This window comes from Meiothermus sp. (assembly GCF_026004075.1).
Lineage (GTDB): Bacteria > Deinococcota > Deinococci > Deinococcales > Thermaceae > Meiothermus.
The window spans coordinates 1,534,914-1,551,724 of sequence record NZ_BPIK01000001.1 but is presented as its reverse complement, the minus strand read 5'-3'; the positions used below and the strand labels follow the sequence as shown (position 1 = coordinate 1,551,724).

Sequence of the window (16,811 nt, the reverse complement as noted above, 5' to 3'; positions counted from 1 at the left end):
AAAGAACCCGGAAATCCCGGGTAGTCGAAAACGGGGTAGAATCCGCTTGCTTGCCAGCGAACCGCACGACCCCGCTCGAGGCGTTTTTTTTCTGAGGGTTGTTAATCTAGGCTTCCTTTTTAAACCGCACGGGGTATACTTTCTGCGGGTATCAGACCCAAAAGTTAGTGCCTGGAGGTTCGTAGCGATGTATCTTCGTTTGGCCTGGATCGTTTTGTTGATGGCGCTGACGGCCTGTGGAAGCCGTGTGACCCCCGATAACCTGGCCCCGGTGCTGGGGCTGGATAACCCCAACGTTATTCAGGGACAGTACATTGTGGTTTACAAGGACGACGCCAACGTACTGGCCTCGCTGCAAAGCCTTAAAGCGAGTTTGCGCGGGGGTGTATCCCTTCAGCGGGAGCTGGAAAGCCTGGGCCTGGGGCCCGATGCCAGCGTCCAGCAGGTTTACACCGCTGCTTTGCAGGGGCTTGCGGCCAGACTTTCCCCCGAGAACTTAGCGGCCTTGCGCCAAGACCCCAGGGTGGCCTACATCGAGGCCGACCAGGTTATGAGCATCAGCGCGACCCAGACCGGCGCGACCTGGGGACTGGATCGCATTGACCAGCGCACCCTGCCCCTCAGCGGCACCTTCACCTATAGCAATACGGGTAGCGGCGTGAACGCCTACATCATAGATACCGGTATCCGGGTAAGCCACAGCGAGTTTGGGGGCCGGGCTGCAGTAGCCTTCGATGCCATTGGGGATGGTCAGAACGGCAACGACTGCAACGGCCACGGCACCCACGTGGCGGGCACGGTAGGGGGCGCGGTGTACGGTGTGGCCAAAAGTGTGCGTCTCTATGCGGTGCGGGTGCTCAACTGTAGCGGCTCAGGCACCAACTCGGGCGTAATTGCCGGGGTGGACTGGGTGCGGCAGAACGCCCAGAAGCCAGCGGTAGCCAACATGAGCCTGGGTGGGGGGGCCTCGAGCGCCCTCGATACCGCGGTCAATAACGCCATCAACGCGGGGATTACCTTTGCGCTGGCGGCTGGGAACAGCAACCGCGATGCCTGCCAGTTCTCGCCTGCGCGGGTAGCGGCGGGCATTACCGTGGGGGCCACCACCTCCACCGACGCCAGGGCCTCCTACTCCAACTATGGGAGCTGCCTGGATCTCTTCGCGCCCGGCTCCTCCATTACCTCGGCCTGGATTAGCAGCGACACCTCGACCAATACCATCAGCGGAACCTCGATGGCTACCCCCCATGTGGCCGGAGTCGCCGCTTTGTACCTGCAAAGCAACCCCGCAGCCAGCCCGGCTACCGTGCGCAACGCCATCGTGGGCAACGCCACCTCGGGTGTGGTGGGCAACGCGGGGCGGCGTTCGCCCAACCTGTTGCTGTACAGCAACTACTAAGAGACTGTCTTAATACTTTCTAGGAGGCCAATCTTCTGACCATAAGCCGGATCATCGCTGTGTGGATGAAGGTCTCTGAGCTCTCAGGTAGAAGCTCATAGTCCCGGTTCAGCCTCCGATTGAAGCTCAGCCAGGCAAACGTCCGCTCCACCACCCATCTGCGGGGAATCACCACAAACCCCCGATGCCCCCGCGTCCTCTTCCGCACTTCCTCCTCCAAGTCCTCCGGAAGAGGCTGGTCTTTAGGCCACCAAATACCCCGGAAGTTGGCATCCGGCCTGCGCACCACCTCCACCGTCCAGCCCAAGGTGCGCCGAACCCATTCCTCAAACCTGCGCTTGTACCCCCCATCCACAAACAGATGCGACAACCGCTTCGACAGCCCCCTGGCCCCCTCCAGCAGCTCTCGCCCGCCCTCCGCATCCGTGAGGTGGGCGGGCAGCACCTTGACTCCCAACACCAGCCCTTGTGTATCCACCAGCAGATGCCGTTTGCGCCCCTTTACCTTCTTGCCCGCGTCATACCCCCTGACCCCCCTTTTCCCGAGGTCTTCACGCTCTGGCTATCCAGAATCCCCGCGCTGGGTTCGGGCAGGCGTCCTGCTTTACGGCGGGTTTTCTCGCGCAGGGTGGTATGTATCTGTTCCAGAAAACCCGATTTGCGCCACAAACGGAAGTAGTGATAGACGGTTTTCCAGTGGGGCAGGTCATAGGGCATCATGCGCCAGGCGCAGCCGGCGCGGGTGATGTAGAAGATGCCGTTCAGGATTTCCCGCCAGGGATTCTCCCGGGGGCGATGGGGGGCGGCGGAGGGCTGGGGCATCAGGGGTGCCAGAATAGCCCACTCCTGGTCGGTCAGATCGCTGGGGTAGCGGCTTTGTCTGAGTTCCATGCGTGACTATAGCATGAGGGAGGCTATTAAGACAGTCTCTAATACCCTTTCCGCTTGAATCCTTCACCGTTGGACGCAGTCAGAGGTGGAGGATTCAAGCCGACCGAAGGGAGTAGAAAAGCATTTCGGTAGTATCGTTTAGGCTTGTCAAAGTGAACGATACTACCGAAATGCGTATAAAGCGCTGTTAGGTCATCCCTTCAAACGCCTGTCGGCACAGACAGGCGTTTTGCATTGAATGCTCCTAGCGCTGTCGCTCGAGGCCGGTCAAGGCCAGGGCCAGCATCTCGAGGCTACTAAGGTTGTGTACCGGCAGAAAGTCGTCAATGAAGGGCATGGCGGCCACCAGGCCGCGGGTCAGGGGCTGGTAGCCGGGGGTGCCCAGGAGTGGGTTGAGCCAGATCAGGCGGTGGCAGGACTTCTGCAGGCGCTCCATCTCGAAGGCCAGCAGTTCGGGTTCGCCCTGATCCCAGCCGTCGGAGATAACCAGCACGATGGCGCCCCGCCCCAAGACCCGTTTGGCCCAGCTCTGGTTGAAGCTGTGCAGGCAGGCCCCAATGCGGGTGCCGCCCGACCAGTCCTTGACCTGCTGGCCCACCTGGGCCAGAGCAGTGTCCACGCTGCGGTGCTTCAAGAGGCGGGTGATGCGGGTCAGGCGGGTGCCAAAGGTGAAGCTTTCAATCTGCCGCACCCCCTGGCGGGTTTGCACCAGTGAAAAGGCGTGTAAAAAGTGCAGCAGCATCCGGGCGTAGCGCTCCATGGAGCCCGAGACATCGGCCAGAACTACGATGGGGCGCGGTTTGTATTTGCGGGAACGCTGCTCTAGCACCACCAGCTCGCCCTGGTGCTTGAGGGAGCGCCGGAAGCTTTTGCGCAGGTCGAGCAGTTCCTTGCCGCCGGCCTTGAGGCGGCGGGTGCGCCTTTGGGGGGGGTTCCAGACCAGGCCGTACAGCAGCCTGCGGGCAGCCTCGAGCTCAGCCTCGCTCATCTGGTCGAAGCGTTTTTGCTTGAGTACCTCGGTCTCGGAGAAGGTCAGGGCCCGATCCACCATCGGCTGGGGCTGGTTGCTGCTTGGCTGGGAGGAACGCGGTTCGCGCCCCACCTCGCCGGGCCGGGCCTTGGGGTCTTTTTTGGGGGGGAGTGGGGTTTGGTTGAGCAGCTCTGCCGGAAAACGCTCTAAGCCCAGGTGTTGCCAGAATTTACGAAAGGCTTCAGCAAACCTGGCCCGGTCTTCCTGCCGGGTTAGAAGGGTGCTCTGGGCCGCGTAAAAAAAAGCCTCCGGGTCGAAGATGGAAATCTCCCCCAGGGCCCTGGCAAAAGTGGCGGTCTGCCCCGGTGTAACCACGATGCCTTCGTGTCGCAGGCTCCGGGCAAAGGCCACCACGTGGCTGAGTAGCTGGCTGGTGGATACCGTCATAGCGCACTGGACATCTGGGCCCGGGCCAGCAGGTCGTGGGCCTGCTGTTTGGCCTTGACCACATCGTCCTGATACTTGAGCAGCACGCCCAGGGTTTCTTGCACGACCTCGAGAGAAAGCTCGGTCTGGCCCAAAGCCAGCAGCGAGGAGGCCCAGTCCAGGGTCTCGGCCACACCGGGGGCTTTGTAGAGGTCTTGCTGGCGCAGGGCCTGCACGAAAGCCACCGCCTGCTGGGCCAGCTTTTCCGGTACGCCGGGCACTTTTTCCTGCACGATGCGGTATTCTTTCTCGAAGCTGGGGTAATCAATCCAGTAGTACATGCAGCGGCGCTTCAGGGCATCGTGAATCTCGCGGGTGCGGTTGGAGGTAATCACCACCACCGGCGGCTGCTGGGCTTTGAGGGTGCCCACCTCTGGCACGGTAATCTGCCAGTCCGAAAGGAACTCGAGCAAAAAGGCTTCAAACTCCTCGTCGGCCCGATCCAGCTCGTCAATGAGCAGCACCGGGGCTTTGCCGTTGGTGCTCTCCAGGGCTTGCAGCAAGGGGCGCTTGAGCAAGAACTCCTGGCTGAACACCTCGTGGCGCACTTTTTCCTGGTCGCGCTCGCCGCTGGCTTCCAGGAGCCGTATCTGCATCATCTGACGGGCGTAGTCCCACTCATACACCGCGCTGCTGATGTCCAGCCCTTCATAGCACTGCAAACGAATCAGGCGGGTGGAGAGCACCTCGGAGAGCACCTTGACAATCTCGGTTTTGCCCACTCCCGGCTCGCCTTCCAGGAGCAGGGGGCGGCCCAGCTTGAGGGCCAGAAACACCGCCACCGAAAGCCCCTTATCGGCAATGTAGCGGTGGGCCTCGAGGGCTTTCTGGGTCTCCTCTACAGATGTCGGAAACATGCTTTTATCTTCACACAAAACCGAGGGGCCGAATTGCCTCAGCCCCTCACAATTGGTTTGGGTACTACAGCCCGGCGGCCTGCATCAAGGCCCGTTTGGCCATCACGTCCACCAGGTGCGCGCGGTACTCTTTTGAGGCGGCCAGGTCGTGGTTGAGGTTGTCGGCGGGTAGAAGCCCCTGGCAGGCCGCGGCGATGTTTTCGGCGGTGAGGGCCTGGCCGGAAAGGGCCTGCTCGAGCTTGGTGAGCCGCATGGCATGCTCTCCCGCGCCCGTTACTGCAGCCCGTAGGCCACTGGGTCCAATCACCACCGCCACCCCCACAACCGCATAGCGGCTGGCCGGGTGAGGGAACTTGGCATAAGCCATTCGGCGAGCTGGGGCAGGTGCGTGGGCAGAGCCACCGATGGGAATGTGCACTTCGGCCAGGATTTCCCCTGGCCCGACGGCAGTGGAGAACATGCCGGTGAAGAAGTGGTCAATATCCACTACCCTGGCTCCCCCGGCCCCCTGGATTTTGATTTTGGCATCCAAGGCCAGCATCGTGGCGGGTAGGTCGGCGGCGGGGTCGGCGTGGGCCAGCGAACCGCCGATGGTGCCCTTGGCCCGCACCATGGGGTCGCCAATCAGGCTCACTGCCTGGGGAATAATCGGGCAGAGTTCCTTGAGCAGGTCGGAGGTTTCCAGCTCGCGGTAGGTGGTCATGGCCCCGATCACCAGGGTGTCGCCGTCGCGGCGGATGCCCCGCAGCTCGGCCACTTTAGAGATATCAATCAGCATGGGCGGTGCAGCCAGGCGCAGCTTCATAGCTGGAATCAGGCTGTGGCCACCGGCCAGCAGCTTGGCTTCGGGATTTTGTTGGAGCAGCGATAGCGCCTCGGAGAGGTTGGTTACTTTCTTGTAGCTGAACGGTGCTGTGTACATCTCGTCCTCCGCAGGATTAAGGCTAATCGGCAGCCTGGGCTGGGCGGCTATGCTGAATGGCCCGCCAGATCTTTTCTGGGGTGTAGGGCATATCGAGGTGCACGATGCCAAAGGGCCGCAGGGCATCCATCACCGCATTGGCCACCGCTGCGGTGGAGGCGATGGTGCCTGCCTCACCAATGCCCTTGACACCCAAGGGGTTGTGCGGGCAGGGGGTTACGGTATGGTCGTGCTCGATCTGCACCAGGTCGTCGGCGCGGGGCAGGGTGTACTCGAGGAAGTTCCCCGAGAGAATCTGGCCTTCCGGGTCGTAGACGGCTTCCTCCAGGAGGGCCTGCCCCAGGCCCTGGGCGATGCCGCCGTGCACCTGCCCCTCGGCGATGAGCGGGTTGATCACCGGGCCGCAGTCGTCCACCGAGAGGTAGCGCAGGAGCCTAATCTTGCCGGTCTCGGGGTCTACCTCCACCACTGCGACGTGGGTACCGAAGGGGTAGACGAAGTTTTTGGGGTCGTAGAAGTGGGTGGCCTCGAGGCCCGGCTCGAGGTCGGCGGGGTAGTTGTGGGCCAAGTGGGCTTGCAGGGCGATCTCGAAGAAGGTCTTGGCCTTGTCGGGTACCCCCTTGACCATGAACTTGCCGCCCTCGTGAACAATGTCTTCGGGGGCGGCCTCCAGCAGATGGGCGGCAATCTTTTTGGACTTGTCAATGATCTTCCGGGTCGCCAGCACGATGGCCGAAAGGCCGGTGGGCGCCGAACGCGAGCCATAGGAGCCCCAGCCGTAGGGCATCCGCCCAGTGTCGCCGTGTACCAGCACCACGTCCTCCACCGGAATCTGCAACTCGTCGGCCACCACCTGGGCGAAGGCCGTCTCGTGGCCCTGACCGTGGCTGTGGGTGCCGGTAAAGACCTCCACCTTGCCGGTGGGCATCACCCGCACCAGCGCGCTTTCCCACTGCCCGGCCTGGGCGCCCAGGCTACCCACCAGGGCCGAAGGGGCCAGCCCGCAGGCCTCGATGTAGGTCACCACGCCAATCCCCATGTACCGGCCCTGCTTACGCCACTCCGCTTGCTGCTGGCGGAGTTGCTTGTAACCCACCATCTCCAGGGCCTTGTCCAGGTTGGCCTCGTAGTTGCCGGAGTCGTACTGCAGGGCCACCGGGGTCTGGTAGGGGAAGGCATCGGGGGGAATCAGGTTTTTGCGGCGGAACTCCACCGGATCCATGCCCAGCTCGTGGGCCATCACGTCCACCAGGCGCTCGAGCAGATACGTGGCCTCGGGCCTCCCAGCGCCCCGATAGGCGTCCACTGGCGTGGTGTGGGTGAAGGGCGCGGTCACGTGGCAGTAGATGTGGGGGGTGGTGTAGGTGCCAGCCAGCAAGCAGCCGTACAGGTAGGTGGGCACCGCCGGGGCAAAGGTGGTCAGGTAGGCCCCCATATTGGCGATGGTGTCCACCCGCACGGCGGTAATTTTGCCGTTCTGGTCTACCGCCATCTCGGCCACGGTCTCGTGGTCGCGTCCGTGGGAGTCGGTCACGAAGCTCTCCGAGCGGCGGGCCGTCCATTTGACCGGGCGGCCCAGCTTTTTGGCCGCGTACAGCACGATAATCTCTTCGGGGTACTGGTAAATCTTGCTGCCAAAGCCCCCGCCCACATCCGGGGCAATCACCCGTAGCTTGTGCTCGGGGATGCCCATGATAAAAGCCGCGATCAGGAGGCGGTGGATGTGGGGGTTCTGGCTGGTGGTCCAGAGGGTGTACTCGTCGCTGGCCTTGAGGTACTGGGCCAGCGAGGCCCGCGGCTCCATGGCGTTGGGCACCAGGCGGTTGTTGCGCAACTTGAGCTTGACGGTTTTGTAGGCGCTGGCAAAGGCTTTGTCTACCGCTTCCTTGTCACCAATGCTCCAGGTGAAGCAGACGTTATCGGACACGTCGTCGTGGACGGCGGGCGCGCCGGGTTTGAGCGCCTCGCTGCCCAGCGAGACCGCTGGTAGGGGCTCGTAGTCTACTTCCACGAGCTGTGCGGCGTCCTCGGCGATCTGGCGGGTCTCGGCAATGACCGCGGCCACGATGTCGCCCACGTGCCGGGCCTTATCGAAGGTGATGGCGTAATGGGGTGGGGTTTTGATGCCGGGGTGCAGCCAGCCGGTGGGAATGCCATTGATGCCTGCGTCCTTCATCTCCTGCCCGGTAATCACTGCCAGCACGCCAGGGTGCGCCTGGGCTTTGGAGGTGTCAATCCTCTTGATGCGGGCGTGGGCGTACGGCGAACGTACCATGGCCGCGTGCACCATGCCGGGCAGGGTCATGTCGTCGGTATAGTTGCCGGTACCGGTAATGAAGCGGGGGTCTTCGACCCGTTTCATGGCCTTACCAAATAGTTTTTCTGCCATTGTGCTCTCCCTCGTTTAGCTCAAGGTTTTGGCCCCGCGTTTGGGATTAGTCGTCCGCTGCCGTTCCAACCTTGCCGGCCATCTTGTCGGCGGCATACTGTACGGCTCGCACGATGTTGTGGTAGCCGGTGCAGCGGCACAGATTGCCCTCCAGGGCATGCCGGATTTCTTCCTCGGTAGGCTGCGGGTTTTTGTTGAGCAAGTCGGCTGCCGCCATAATCATGCCGGGGGTGCAGAAGCCGCACTGTAGCCCGTGCATTTCCCAGAAACCCTCCTGCACAGGGTGGAGCTTGTCCACGCTGCCCAGGCCCTCAATGGTGGTAATGCTGCTGCCGTCGGCCTGCACGGCGAAGAGCGTGCACGACTTTACCGCCTGGCCGTCGAGGTGCACCGTGCAGGCCCCGCACTGGCTGGTATCGCAGCCCACGTGCGTGCCGGTGAGCCCCAGGGTTTCCCGTAGATAGTGAACCAGCAAAAGCCTCGGCTCGACCTCGCTGTGGTGTTCGACGCCGTTGACCACAATCTTGATGTGTACTTTCTCTGCCATGCCTCCTCCTTAGATGTATGGATGGGTAGATTCGAAACGTAACGCCGAAGTATCAGACGGGGGGTGGGCCCTGGTTGCCGCCTTGTAAACCAGGTAGACGGTTGATGGCTGTATGGTTGCCCTGATTGGGTGCCCAGATAAAAACCGGCCTTTGCACGCCTTTACCCACACCTGAGCGCCAGGCTTTGGGGTGAAACCGAGGGGTGAAAGGAAGTCTAAGCAATGCAGCACCTCGAGGCCAGAGCTATTGAAAACGATTCCAGGTACACCAAACCAATCGAGCAGGCACACCCGTAACTGAAATCTTTAGGCATAACTATATAACCCTAAAGATGAGAGTGGCAAGAAGTAGCTGGATTTGCATATAGCAGGAAACCGGTTAAATGTGTGCTGCCAACAGAGTTGTGAGGTTGTTGTGGGTGTAACTTAGAAAAAGAGGAACAGTGTATGGCCAACGAGATTCCCATGCTTTTAGCGGCCCTCGAGGCCGCCTGGGCCGAGGGTAAACAGACCGCGCTGGCTACGGTGGTGCGGGTGATTGGCTCGGCCTACCGTCGTGAAGGGGCCAAAATGCTGGTGCGGGAAGACGGCGGCTCGGCCTGCATGATCTCCGGGGGCTGCCTGGAGCAAGAGATGATCGAAATTGCCATGCAGATCCTGGCCCGGGGCCGTGCCGAACGTACCATCTTCGACTACAACGAAGAGAAAACCTGGTGGCCGGGCTGCGGTGGCACGGTGGAGGTCTGGGTGGAGCCGGTCGAGCCCCAGGGCATGCTCCACCGCTGGCTGCAGGAGGCCACGGACTCGGAGCCTTCGGTGCTGGCTACGGTGATTGAGGGTGGGGAAGGGCGGGTCTGGCTCAAGCCCAACGGGGCGCTCGAGGGCCAGATTACCCCTCCCGAACTGCACGAACAGGTAGTTCGAATCGCCCGGCAGATGCAGGGGGGCACCTCCCGTCCCACCACCCGCTACGTGCAGGAGGCCGAGGTGTTCTTCGACGTGAGCAGCCCCATCCCCGAGCTGGTTTTGTTTGGCGCCGGCCACGACGCCAAGCCCATGGCGAACCAGGCCCTGGTGCTGGGCTTCAAGGTGACGGTGGTGGATGCCCGCCCCGAGTTGCTGCAGGGTTTCGAGGGCTGCCAGACCATTCAGGCCGCACACGACGAATACGCCCAGAAAATCAGCCTGACCCCCCGCCAGCACGTGATTATCATGAACCACCACCTCGACATTGACCGCCAGGCCCTGCGCTTTGCCCTCGAGTCCCCGGCACGGTATGTGGGTATGCTGGGCCCGCGCAACCGGCTGGAAAAAATCCTGGATGCGCTCAAAAACGAAGGCTTCGTGCCCAGCCCGGAGCAAATGGCCCGCCTGCGCAACCCCATCGGGCTGGACATCGGCGCCGAAAGCCCGGAAGAGATCGCAGTGGCAGCCATAGCCGAGATAGTGGCCTTGCAAAGGGGCTTCCAGGGTGGTTTTTTGAACGATAAGAAAGCTGGGATTCACGAGGCGGCCACAGTGCCGTTGCTTACCTGAGCGCCTTGACGGTAGAGGATTTCCCGCCTAAGATTGAGTTTGCGGCTTGGGGACGACCCCCCATCCGAACGACGCAGGGTGGAGCAGTCTGGTAGCTCGTCGGGCTCATAACCCGAAGGTCACAGGTTCAAATCCTGTCCCTGCAACCATGGCTATGTAGCTCAGCTGGTTAGAGCACACGACTCATAATCGTGGTGTCGGCGGTTCAAGTCCGCCCATAGCCACCAGTCCAGGACGCAAAAAACCGGGGTCGTCTGAACCCCGGTTTTAGCTTTGACCCCACACTTTGACCCCAATAAACTTTTGACCCCCTATGCCTTGGCCCTGGGCTTCAGCAGGTCTTCAGGGTCGAATACCCAGCCCTTGCGCTCTTGCTCCAACACATGCCGGTAAACCCCTAGCGTAATGTTGGGGTTGGCGTGTCCCATGCGCTCAGCCACAAGCTCCAGCGGTGCACCGTTTGCCAGCATGTGGCTACCGTAGCTATGGCGCAGGTCATGCACCCGCACCGGCGGTATCCCCAGCCGCTCGGTAATGCGCTTCAAGGCCCAGTTCGGCGCGTGTGGGTTGAGCGGTTTGGTGGTGTCGTTACCTGGGAACAGCCAGCCCTCGGGGTTGGGGTTGCCAAACAGCCCGGCGTACCAGATGGAGTAATGCTTCAACCGCTCGAGGGTGCTGTGCGGGATGGGAAGGGTGCGGTGGCTAGTCCCGGTCTTGGGTAGGGTCACCACCCCGGCCTTACCGTCATCTGTCCAGGCCCGGCGGATGGTGAGCACCCCGGCCTCGAGGTCTACGTCCTGCCACTGCAACCCCAGCGCCTCACCCCTACGCAACCCACAGGCCAGCATCAGCCGAAGGGCCATAGCAGTACGGGGGTCTTTGTGGCTATCCAGTGCGGCCAGCAAGGCGGCTATCTCGTGCACCTCAAGGGCTCTACCGGCCTTCTGGCTCTGACCCCTAGGGGTCTTGATCCGCACCGGCTCCACCGGGTTACGAAAGACGAGCTCCATATCCAAAGCATCCCGGAACACCTGCCACAGGCGTTGCCGCACCATCTTGACGGTGCGGATAGAATAGCGCTCTGCGAGTTCACCCAACACCTCGCGGATGTGGGCAGGCTTCACGTCCTGTAAAGGTTTGGAGCCCAGCGGGTCTTTGGCCTCGGGGTCTTGGATTGAGGGCAGGGCGTAGCCTAGCTCGAGCCGGTACAGTTCAGCCGTGCGGGGTCTTACCTCTTTGCGCTTGCGCTCAAGCCAACCCAGGGCATACCCCGCCACGGTGGTCTTATCGCGGGTGTACAGGCCCCGCTCGGCCTTGGTCTTCAGGTCGCGGGCTTTGCGCTCAGCTTCAGCAGCAGTCTTGCCAAACACGGAGACCCTTACCGACTTACCCCCTTCCTGGATGGTCAGGCGCACCTCGAAGCGTCCATCTTTGCGTCTACGTGGTTTATTCGTCAGTCTTGGCATCCTGCACCCCCTTAGCCAGCAGCACCCCGCGCTCTTTTGCGCTCAGCCCCAGCACGGCGGGTAACTGGTCTTTTCTGATGCGTATTCGGATGGATACCGATACCTCATCCGGCTCAAGCGGCTCCCGGTTGAGAAGCCGCAAGCGCTCTTCTTTGGGTAGCCGAGCCCGATCCAGGTGTTGGCCTCTTGGCATAAGGGCATTGTATAACAGGTGGTGCGATAGTCAAAAGCGCACTTAGACGTATAAGTACGCTTTTGTTTTGAGCAATAACCCCCTCCCGAGGGTCAAGAGGGGGTGTTTTAGAACTCGCTTAGGCGCACGTCTTTTCCCAAAAACAACCTTGCGGGTGTGACTGTGACCTCCCCCTCGGGGCCAAAACGAACAATCAGCACCGCGCGTGGGTGTTCGCGGCGGGCCTGCTCGCACAGCGCCTCGGCTTTCCGTAGCTGCTCCGGGGTCGGGTGTAGCTCGCTATTCAGCGCGTACGAACGGTGAAGCGTGATGCTGCGTTCACCAGTTTGTTGTATCCGTTCAAGTCGCCTTAGTTTTTCCCAAAGTCCCACGTGTCACCTCCAACTCGAGAGCGAAGCATATCGCGGGTCATGTCTATCTCGGCCAACGCTTTCAGGGCCTCGGCCACAGCGCGGATTGCGGCGGGGTTGGTGGGGTCAGCGCTTTGTGCGGCTTGCCGGAGAAACCGAACAGCCGCACCGATAGCGGGTGCCAGCTCGTGTGCCCACTGCTCAGCAAGCCGCGCTTGCCGCTCCTGGACGAAAGCGGACAGACGCGGGTCGGACAGCAGCCGCGCACGATAGCGGCGCAGCGTCCTATCCGTGATTCCGTGACGCTGACACACACTCTGGTCGTCCGAGAATGCGGCCTCGGCCAGGATGGTGGCGGCGCGTTCGTAGTCAAAGCTCGGCATACTCAATCCTATTCTCCATAGGCCACACGGTGGCTATATCCACCTCACCGGCGTAGATACGCACCTCACACACTTGGGGGTAGCGTAAGGAATCCTCCGCTGCTTCAGATTCGAGAAAGAAGCGCTTGACCACCCTCGCGCTTTGCCAGTTCGGGTAACGGTAAGCGAGGGTAAAGGTCATTTCAGAGGGGTGGGAGTCAAACACCTCCGGAAGGCCTTCACGTAAAGCCCCCCAGGTGGGGAAGCTCCAAAACGCGGCGGTATGCGGCGGAATCGTGCCGCTATGTTCCGGTTCGCTTGCACCCTTCAACCCGTTAGCCACCCGTGCCAGACACAACACCCGGCGCTCGCCGGTGTGATGGGCTTCCACCTGGATACCGTGCGCCTCAGCGTGGTGTTTGAGCCACAGACTCAGGCTCACGGGGTTAGCGGGCCAGGGCTCTACCCGGTAGGGCTCGAGGGCGATGTAAAGCTCGGTGGGGGTTCCTTCCCAGGGGCCAGCCTCGAGCAGCCCCAGCAGGGCAGCGGGTAGGTGGGGGTAGCGGCTCATATCACCAACACATCCTCCTCGTCCTCTGTCACCAGGGCCAGGAAGGCAGCGGCCTCATCCAGGGAAGCCAGCACCCGTACTTTTCCTTGCTGGTCGGTCAGGGACACCCTACCGTCAAAGGGGGGTAGAAACTTCAGCAAGTACCACACCCCTTTGACCTTGAAGCGGTATAGCCTCCCAAACCCCGCCTCGTCTACCATAGCCACCCTCGAGCCTCGAGGGGGTAGTTCGGGCACCCTCTGCCAGTGGGTAGGGCAGCCTGAGGGGTCGGGGTCGCGGGTAAGGCTCACACCCTTCTCTTCCCCCTCTTCGGGCAAAAGGAGGAGGGCCCGGCGGCGGGGGTCTTCCAGGAGGGCGCGGGCGGGCACCTCCTCCCCGTCCTCCAGGGCCCGGAGGAGGCGGGCCTTGTGGGGGCGGATGGCCTGGAAAACCTCTTCCGGGGTCTCCTCGGGGAGGAGGAGCCTCCCCCCCTCCCGGGCCAGGGGCAGGGCCTCAAGGGCCCGCAGGGCGGCCAGGAGATCCAGTCGGGTCATGGGCTCCTCCTTTGCGTGCCTCTTTCTTCCCCAAAGTGCGTGCACGATTCACTCAAAATCGGGTGGTAATGCCGTCCAGGACAGTAAAAACCATCGTGCACGCCATGTGCACGGATGTGCACACCCCCAGGAGAAACACCGTCCAGGACGGGGCAAACAGCGTGCACATTCCTCTTTACGTCCAGGACGGCATTCGCGGTGTTTTGTGTACGGGGGGTGGGCACGCTATACCTCCCTCCACCCCGAGCGTGCACGGGGGGGGTGCACGGTGCGTGCGCGCTCCTCGGTTTTTTGCGATAAAGAAGGCGCTTCCCCTTGTGCACGGGTTTTTTCCTCTTCCAGAGGGCTTTTCTCCTCCTCCCGTGCACGTTCGTGCACATAGCGTGCACGATGGTTTCCATCGTTCTGGACGTTATTTGTTGGGGTTTTTGGGGAAAACGTGCACGCTGTTTCGGAAGGATAGAGCACGCAGCTTTTTCCGGTGATGGGGTGGATGTAGCTACCCCCCTCTCCTAACTCCTGGGCCAGCTTTTCAGGCTCGGGAAGAAGCCGGAAGGATTCTTCTTCCAGGCGGGCCCCTTCCAGGGGTCGGATGGCTAGCCGGTTACCGTCCTTGTTTATGTCTATTAGCTCAGCCGCCTCGGCCTGGTCTAGCCACTTGTGCACCGTCCGTTTCGCCCAGCGTAGGTGCTTAGCCAGTTCTTTGGCGTAAACCACCACCGACTCCTCAGAACCGCCTTTCTCTTGCGCCTTTTCCACCTTCAGAGCGTGCACCTCGCCCACGGCTCGAGCCAACGCCAGGGCCTGGGGGCTGATGGTGTGCACACTCCGGGCCATCGGGCGAGCAGCCAGGTGGTAGGCCAGGGCGTAGTCCTCGAGGGTAGCCACTAGGCAATCCCCCTGGGTCTCCCTCCGGGCGTGGTGTAGCCGGGTTATCACTTTTACCAGCGTCAGGTAGCGTACAAAATCCCTACGGAGCCGGGTCAAGTCCTCAGGCAGGTCTTTGGACTCAAGCAGCCGGGTGATGTGGGGGGCAAAGGGCACTATCACCTCGGCTTGGGGCAGGGCCTCGTAGAGCGCGTGCCAGGGGCGTAGGTCTACCTCGGAGCGGGTACCCAGGGCTTCCCGCTCGGCTAGGGCGGCCACCACCCGAAGGGTGTGCTCTTTGCTGTCGTCCATGTAGAGGGAGAAGGTGCGGGTCTCGTTGTCCTCTTTCGTCAGCCCTTTGGTCATCGTTGTGATGAGTCCTGTAGGGCCTGGTCGGGTTATTTCTCGGGCTACGAGTTTCCCACTACCGTTTTTCTCCACGGTGAGATAGCGGATTTGCCCTTCTGACAGCAGGCTGCGGATCAAGTAGAGCACGTCCTCAGACTGCAAGCCGTCTTCCTCGTACAACACCAGGTGGCGGTGGGAAAAGTCGAGGTCGGTGTACACCAGGGCCTTGCTGCTCATGGATGAGAGCTCGTAGTAACCCCTGGGGGGGATTAGCTTCAGCGCGTTTGAGACGAGAAAAGACTTGCCCGACGAACTCCGGCCTTTGACCAGCACCGAGATAGGAGTCTGAGACTTAGCGGATAGCAGGGCCAGATAAAGCAGGCCCCGGTTTTCCTGCTCTCCCACTACCCCTAACCCCCCTATGGTCTCAATCGCTTTGTGGAGTAGCGCGGGGTCTTTCGAGAGCTCCTGTGCGGCCTCAAAGGCCTCGGGGGTGAGGCTAGGGGCGGTCTCTTGCCGGGCCTTCTCCTCCCACGTGGTGCGGTAGCGGGCCCAGTCTTTACGCAACGCACCGACACTAACCCCGGTCTTCTTCTTGACGGCCTGGAATAGGGCTTCCGTCTCGGTGTCCAGCAGCGCGGCCTCGTACATGCCCTTGAACAGTTCGGGCAGCAGCGCGGGCAGGGTCTCCGCTCGGGCCCCTTCCACCTTCTTGAGCAGGTCGGGGAAGGTCATACCCACCTCCTCAGCCGTTTGTAGACACGGGCCCGGTAGGTAGAGGGTTGGTAAGCGTGAGCGTCCTCCAGGTAAAGGGGATGGGAGCGGCCCACCTCGAGCCCCCACCGCACCGCTGCTCGGGCCTCGGCCTCGGGTAGTCCGGCCTCGAGGGCAGCGGCTACCAGGGCCTCTTCCGCTTCCTGGGGGTCTAATCCGTGCGGCACCAATCCACCGGCGGCACGGGCGTAACCAATCAAGGTATTGTGCCGGGTACCCTGTTGAGCCGTTCTCACCGCCTCTGCGTAAGCGCCTAGCAGCGCGGTGAGCCTCCTGGGAGAGCCCCCTATCCTGACCTCCCTCGGTGGTGGGGGTGGGGGCTCGGGCAGCGGGCGCTTTCTCTCTCGTGGGGGGAAGAGTTCAGCTAACAGGGCCTCGAGTTCGGCTTGGCGCTCCTCGAGGTCAGCGGGGTAGCCGTCCCAGCTCTCCCCGGTCACGGTGAAGAAGCGCCCAGAGTCGTACACCTCGAGGTGTACACCGGGCGCTAGATGCTCTTTTTTGCCAATCCCGGCTGGCAGCTTGCCCCTTAGCAGGATGTGGCAGCCCTTCCGGCTCGGGCTCCACTCGGTGTAAGAGTTCAGCCGATCTACGATGGTCTGAACCTCGAGGGGCACGCCCTCCCCGGCCCAGCCTTTCCAGTCCAAATCAACCCCCACCACGCCGCCATCCTTGGCGAAGACGAAGCCCACCCCATCGAAGCCGCCCCGCTCAAAGGCCTTCACAGCGCTTTCAAAATCAACCCATGTGGCAGGGTCGTTGCTCTTGGCTTCCACGCCGGAGGGCTGGTAAGGGATCTTGGTGCGCTTGCCATTCCGCACCTTGTAGCGCCAGAGCACCCACTGCTTCAGCGGGCGCAAAGTGGGAGGGATGCTAGCGGCTTGTAGGGGGCTAGGCATGGCGCACCCCCTTCACAAGCTCGTCAATCAGCCGGGAGGCCTCGAGCCGATTAGCGGGTGTCGGGCCACGGTAGCCCAGGCGGTTCAAATAGGCGAGTTGCCTGTCTGTGGGTGGGTTTTGCTCCATCCAGCGCTCTATGGCTTCCTCAGCCCGCCCCTCCCGAAAACGGCGCTTCTCCTCGGGGGACAGACTCTCCCACCACAAGGCCCAGCGAGCCCCGGCTAACAGGGCCTCGAAGTCCAGTTCAGAGAGCAACCGCAGGGTTTGCGCGGCCTCGAGGTGGCAACGGCGGCACGCCGTTTCGAGGGCGTAGCCCACCACCTGGTTAGGCTCGTTGCAGCCGGCGCGGACAGCCTCGAGCAGGATGTTGTTGGCGGCGCTCCGTTGGTTGTGGGGGAAGTGCGAGAGGAAGGCCAGCTTGTCTTGTAGAATGTTTTCGGGAAGCATAGCCAC

Annotated in this window: 17 protein-coding genes and 2 tRNA genes; 4 read left to right on the top strand and 15 right to left on the bottom strand. The window is 62.0% G+C overall.

Features of this window, described 5'->3' with window-relative positions:
* Positions 1–187 precede the first annotated feature (187 nt).
* Positions 188–1,399 carry a S8 family peptidase gene (locus tag Q0X18_RS07430; RefSeq protein WP_297560461.1) on the top strand — a complete coding sequence of 404 codons (1,212 nt, stop codon included), beginning with the start codon at positions 188–190 and terminating at the stop codon, positions 1,397–1,399.
* 19 nt (positions 1,400–1,418) lie between these two features.
* Here Q0X18_RS07430 and Q0X18_RS07425 read toward each other — a convergent pair.
* From Q0X18_RS07425 to Q0X18_RS07400, 6 genes are all read right to left on the bottom strand, one after another.
* A protein-coding gene (locus Q0X18_RS07425; RefSeq protein ID WP_297560458.1) for an IS5 family transposase occupies positions 1,419–2,290 on the bottom strand; the annotation gives its coding sequence in 2 pieces (ribosomal slippage) (positions 1,419–1,942 and positions 1,942–2,290; 873 coding nt in all).
* A 244-nt stretch (positions 2,291–2,534) separates the two neighbouring features.
* Positions 2,535–3,707 (bottom strand): VWA domain-containing protein, encoded by a 1,173-nt coding sequence (locus Q0X18_RS07420; protein ID WP_297560455.1) that lies wholly within the window; start codon positions 3,705–3,707, stop codon positions 2,535–2,537.
* A complete protein-coding gene (locus Q0X18_RS07415; protein ID WP_297560453.1) occupies positions 3,704–4,603 on the bottom strand; it encodes a MoxR family ATPase in 900 nt (299 codons plus the stop codon). The genes Q0X18_RS07420 and Q0X18_RS07415 overlap by 4 nt, the downstream gene beginning before the upstream one ends.
* Positions 4,604–4,667: 64 nt before the next feature.
* Positions 4,668–5,525, bottom strand: a complete 858-nt coding sequence (locus Q0X18_RS07410) for a xanthine dehydrogenase family protein subunit M (protein WP_297560451.1) — start codon at positions 5,523–5,525, stop codon at positions 4,668–4,670.
* Positions 5,526–5,547: 22 nt separating this feature from the next.
* Positions 5,548–7,914 carry a xanthine dehydrogenase family protein molybdopterin-binding subunit gene (locus Q0X18_RS07405; protein WP_297560448.1) on the bottom strand — a complete coding sequence of 789 codons (2,367 nt, stop codon included), beginning with the start codon at positions 7,912–7,914 and terminating at the stop codon, positions 5,548–5,550.
* Between the two features lie 46 nt (positions 7,915–7,960).
* Entirely contained in the window at positions 7,961–8,461 is a 501-nt protein-coding gene (locus Q0X18_RS07400) for a (2Fe-2S)-binding protein (protein WP_297560446.1), read from the bottom strand.
* A gap of 447 nt (positions 8,462–8,908) precedes the next feature.
* Between Q0X18_RS07400 and Q0X18_RS07395 the strand changes: the two genes are divergently transcribed.
* The 3 genes from Q0X18_RS07395 (at position 8,909) to Q0X18_RS07385 (ending at position 10,224) form a co-directional block, all read left to right on the top strand.
* The gene (locus Q0X18_RS07395; RefSeq protein WP_297560443.1) at positions 8,909–9,997 is read left to right on the top strand and encodes an XdhC family protein; all 1,089 of its coding nucleotides are present in this window, start codon (positions 8,909–8,911) and stop codon (positions 9,995–9,997) included.
* 72 nt (positions 9,998–10,069) lie between these two features.
* Positions 10,070–10,146: transfer RNA gene (locus Q0X18_RS07390), tRNA-Met, on the top strand.
* A 1-nt stretch (position 10,147) separates the two neighbouring features.
* A tRNA-Met gene (locus Q0X18_RS07385) sits at positions 10,148–10,224 on the top strand.
* Between the two features lie 84 nt (positions 10,225–10,308).
* Here Q0X18_RS07385 and Q0X18_RS07380 read toward each other — a convergent pair.
* From Q0X18_RS07380 to Q0X18_RS07340, 9 genes are all read right to left on the bottom strand, one after another.
* On the bottom strand, positions 10,309–11,463 hold the full coding sequence (locus Q0X18_RS07380; protein ID WP_297560440.1) for a site-specific integrase: 1,155 nt from the start codon (positions 11,461–11,463) through the stop codon (positions 10,309–10,311).
* Positions 11,444–11,656 carry a hypothetical protein gene (locus tag Q0X18_RS07375; RefSeq protein ID WP_297560437.1) on the bottom strand — a complete coding sequence of 71 codons (213 nt, stop codon included), beginning with the start codon at positions 11,654–11,656 and terminating at the stop codon, positions 11,444–11,446. The genes Q0X18_RS07380 and Q0X18_RS07375 overlap by 20 nt, the downstream gene beginning before the upstream one ends.
* Before the next feature lie 107 nt (positions 11,657–11,763).
* Positions 11,764–12,027 (bottom strand): hypothetical protein, encoded by a 264-nt coding sequence (locus Q0X18_RS07370; protein WP_297560435.1) that lies wholly within the window; start codon positions 12,025–12,027, stop codon positions 11,764–11,766.
* The gene (locus Q0X18_RS07365; protein WP_013015020.1) at positions 12,006–12,389 is read right to left on the bottom strand and encodes a hypothetical protein; all 384 of its coding nucleotides are present in this window, start codon (positions 12,387–12,389) and stop codon (positions 12,006–12,008) included. Before Q0X18_RS07365 ends, Q0X18_RS07370 begins: the two co-directional genes overlap by 22 nt.
* Positions 12,376–12,939, bottom strand: a complete 564-nt coding sequence (locus Q0X18_RS07360; protein WP_297560425.1) for a hypothetical protein — start codon at positions 12,937–12,939, stop codon at positions 12,376–12,378. The genes Q0X18_RS07365 and Q0X18_RS07360 overlap by 14 nt, the downstream gene beginning before the upstream one ends.
* On the bottom strand, positions 12,936–13,472 hold the full coding sequence (locus Q0X18_RS07355) for a hypothetical protein (protein ID WP_297560423.1): 537 nt from the start codon (positions 13,470–13,472) through the stop codon (positions 12,936–12,938). The genes Q0X18_RS07360 and Q0X18_RS07355 overlap by 4 nt, the downstream gene beginning before the upstream one ends.
* A gap of 225 nt (positions 13,473–13,697) precedes the next feature.
* On the bottom strand, positions 13,698–15,422 hold the full coding sequence (locus Q0X18_RS07350; RefSeq protein WP_297560420.1) for a hypothetical protein: 1,725 nt from the start codon (positions 15,420–15,422) through the stop codon (positions 13,698–13,700).
* Positions 15,419–16,357, bottom strand: a complete 939-nt coding sequence (locus tag Q0X18_RS07345; RefSeq protein ID WP_297560418.1) for a DNA primase — start codon at positions 16,355–16,357, stop codon at positions 15,419–15,421. The genes Q0X18_RS07350 and Q0X18_RS07345 overlap by 4 nt, the downstream gene beginning before the upstream one ends.
* Positions 16,350–16,805 carry a hypothetical protein gene (locus Q0X18_RS07340; RefSeq protein ID WP_297560416.1) on the bottom strand — a complete coding sequence of 152 codons (456 nt, stop codon included), beginning with the start codon at positions 16,803–16,805 and terminating at the stop codon, positions 16,350–16,352. The genes Q0X18_RS07345 and Q0X18_RS07340 overlap by 8 nt, the downstream gene beginning before the upstream one ends.
* Positions 16,806–16,811 lie beyond the last annotated feature (6 nt).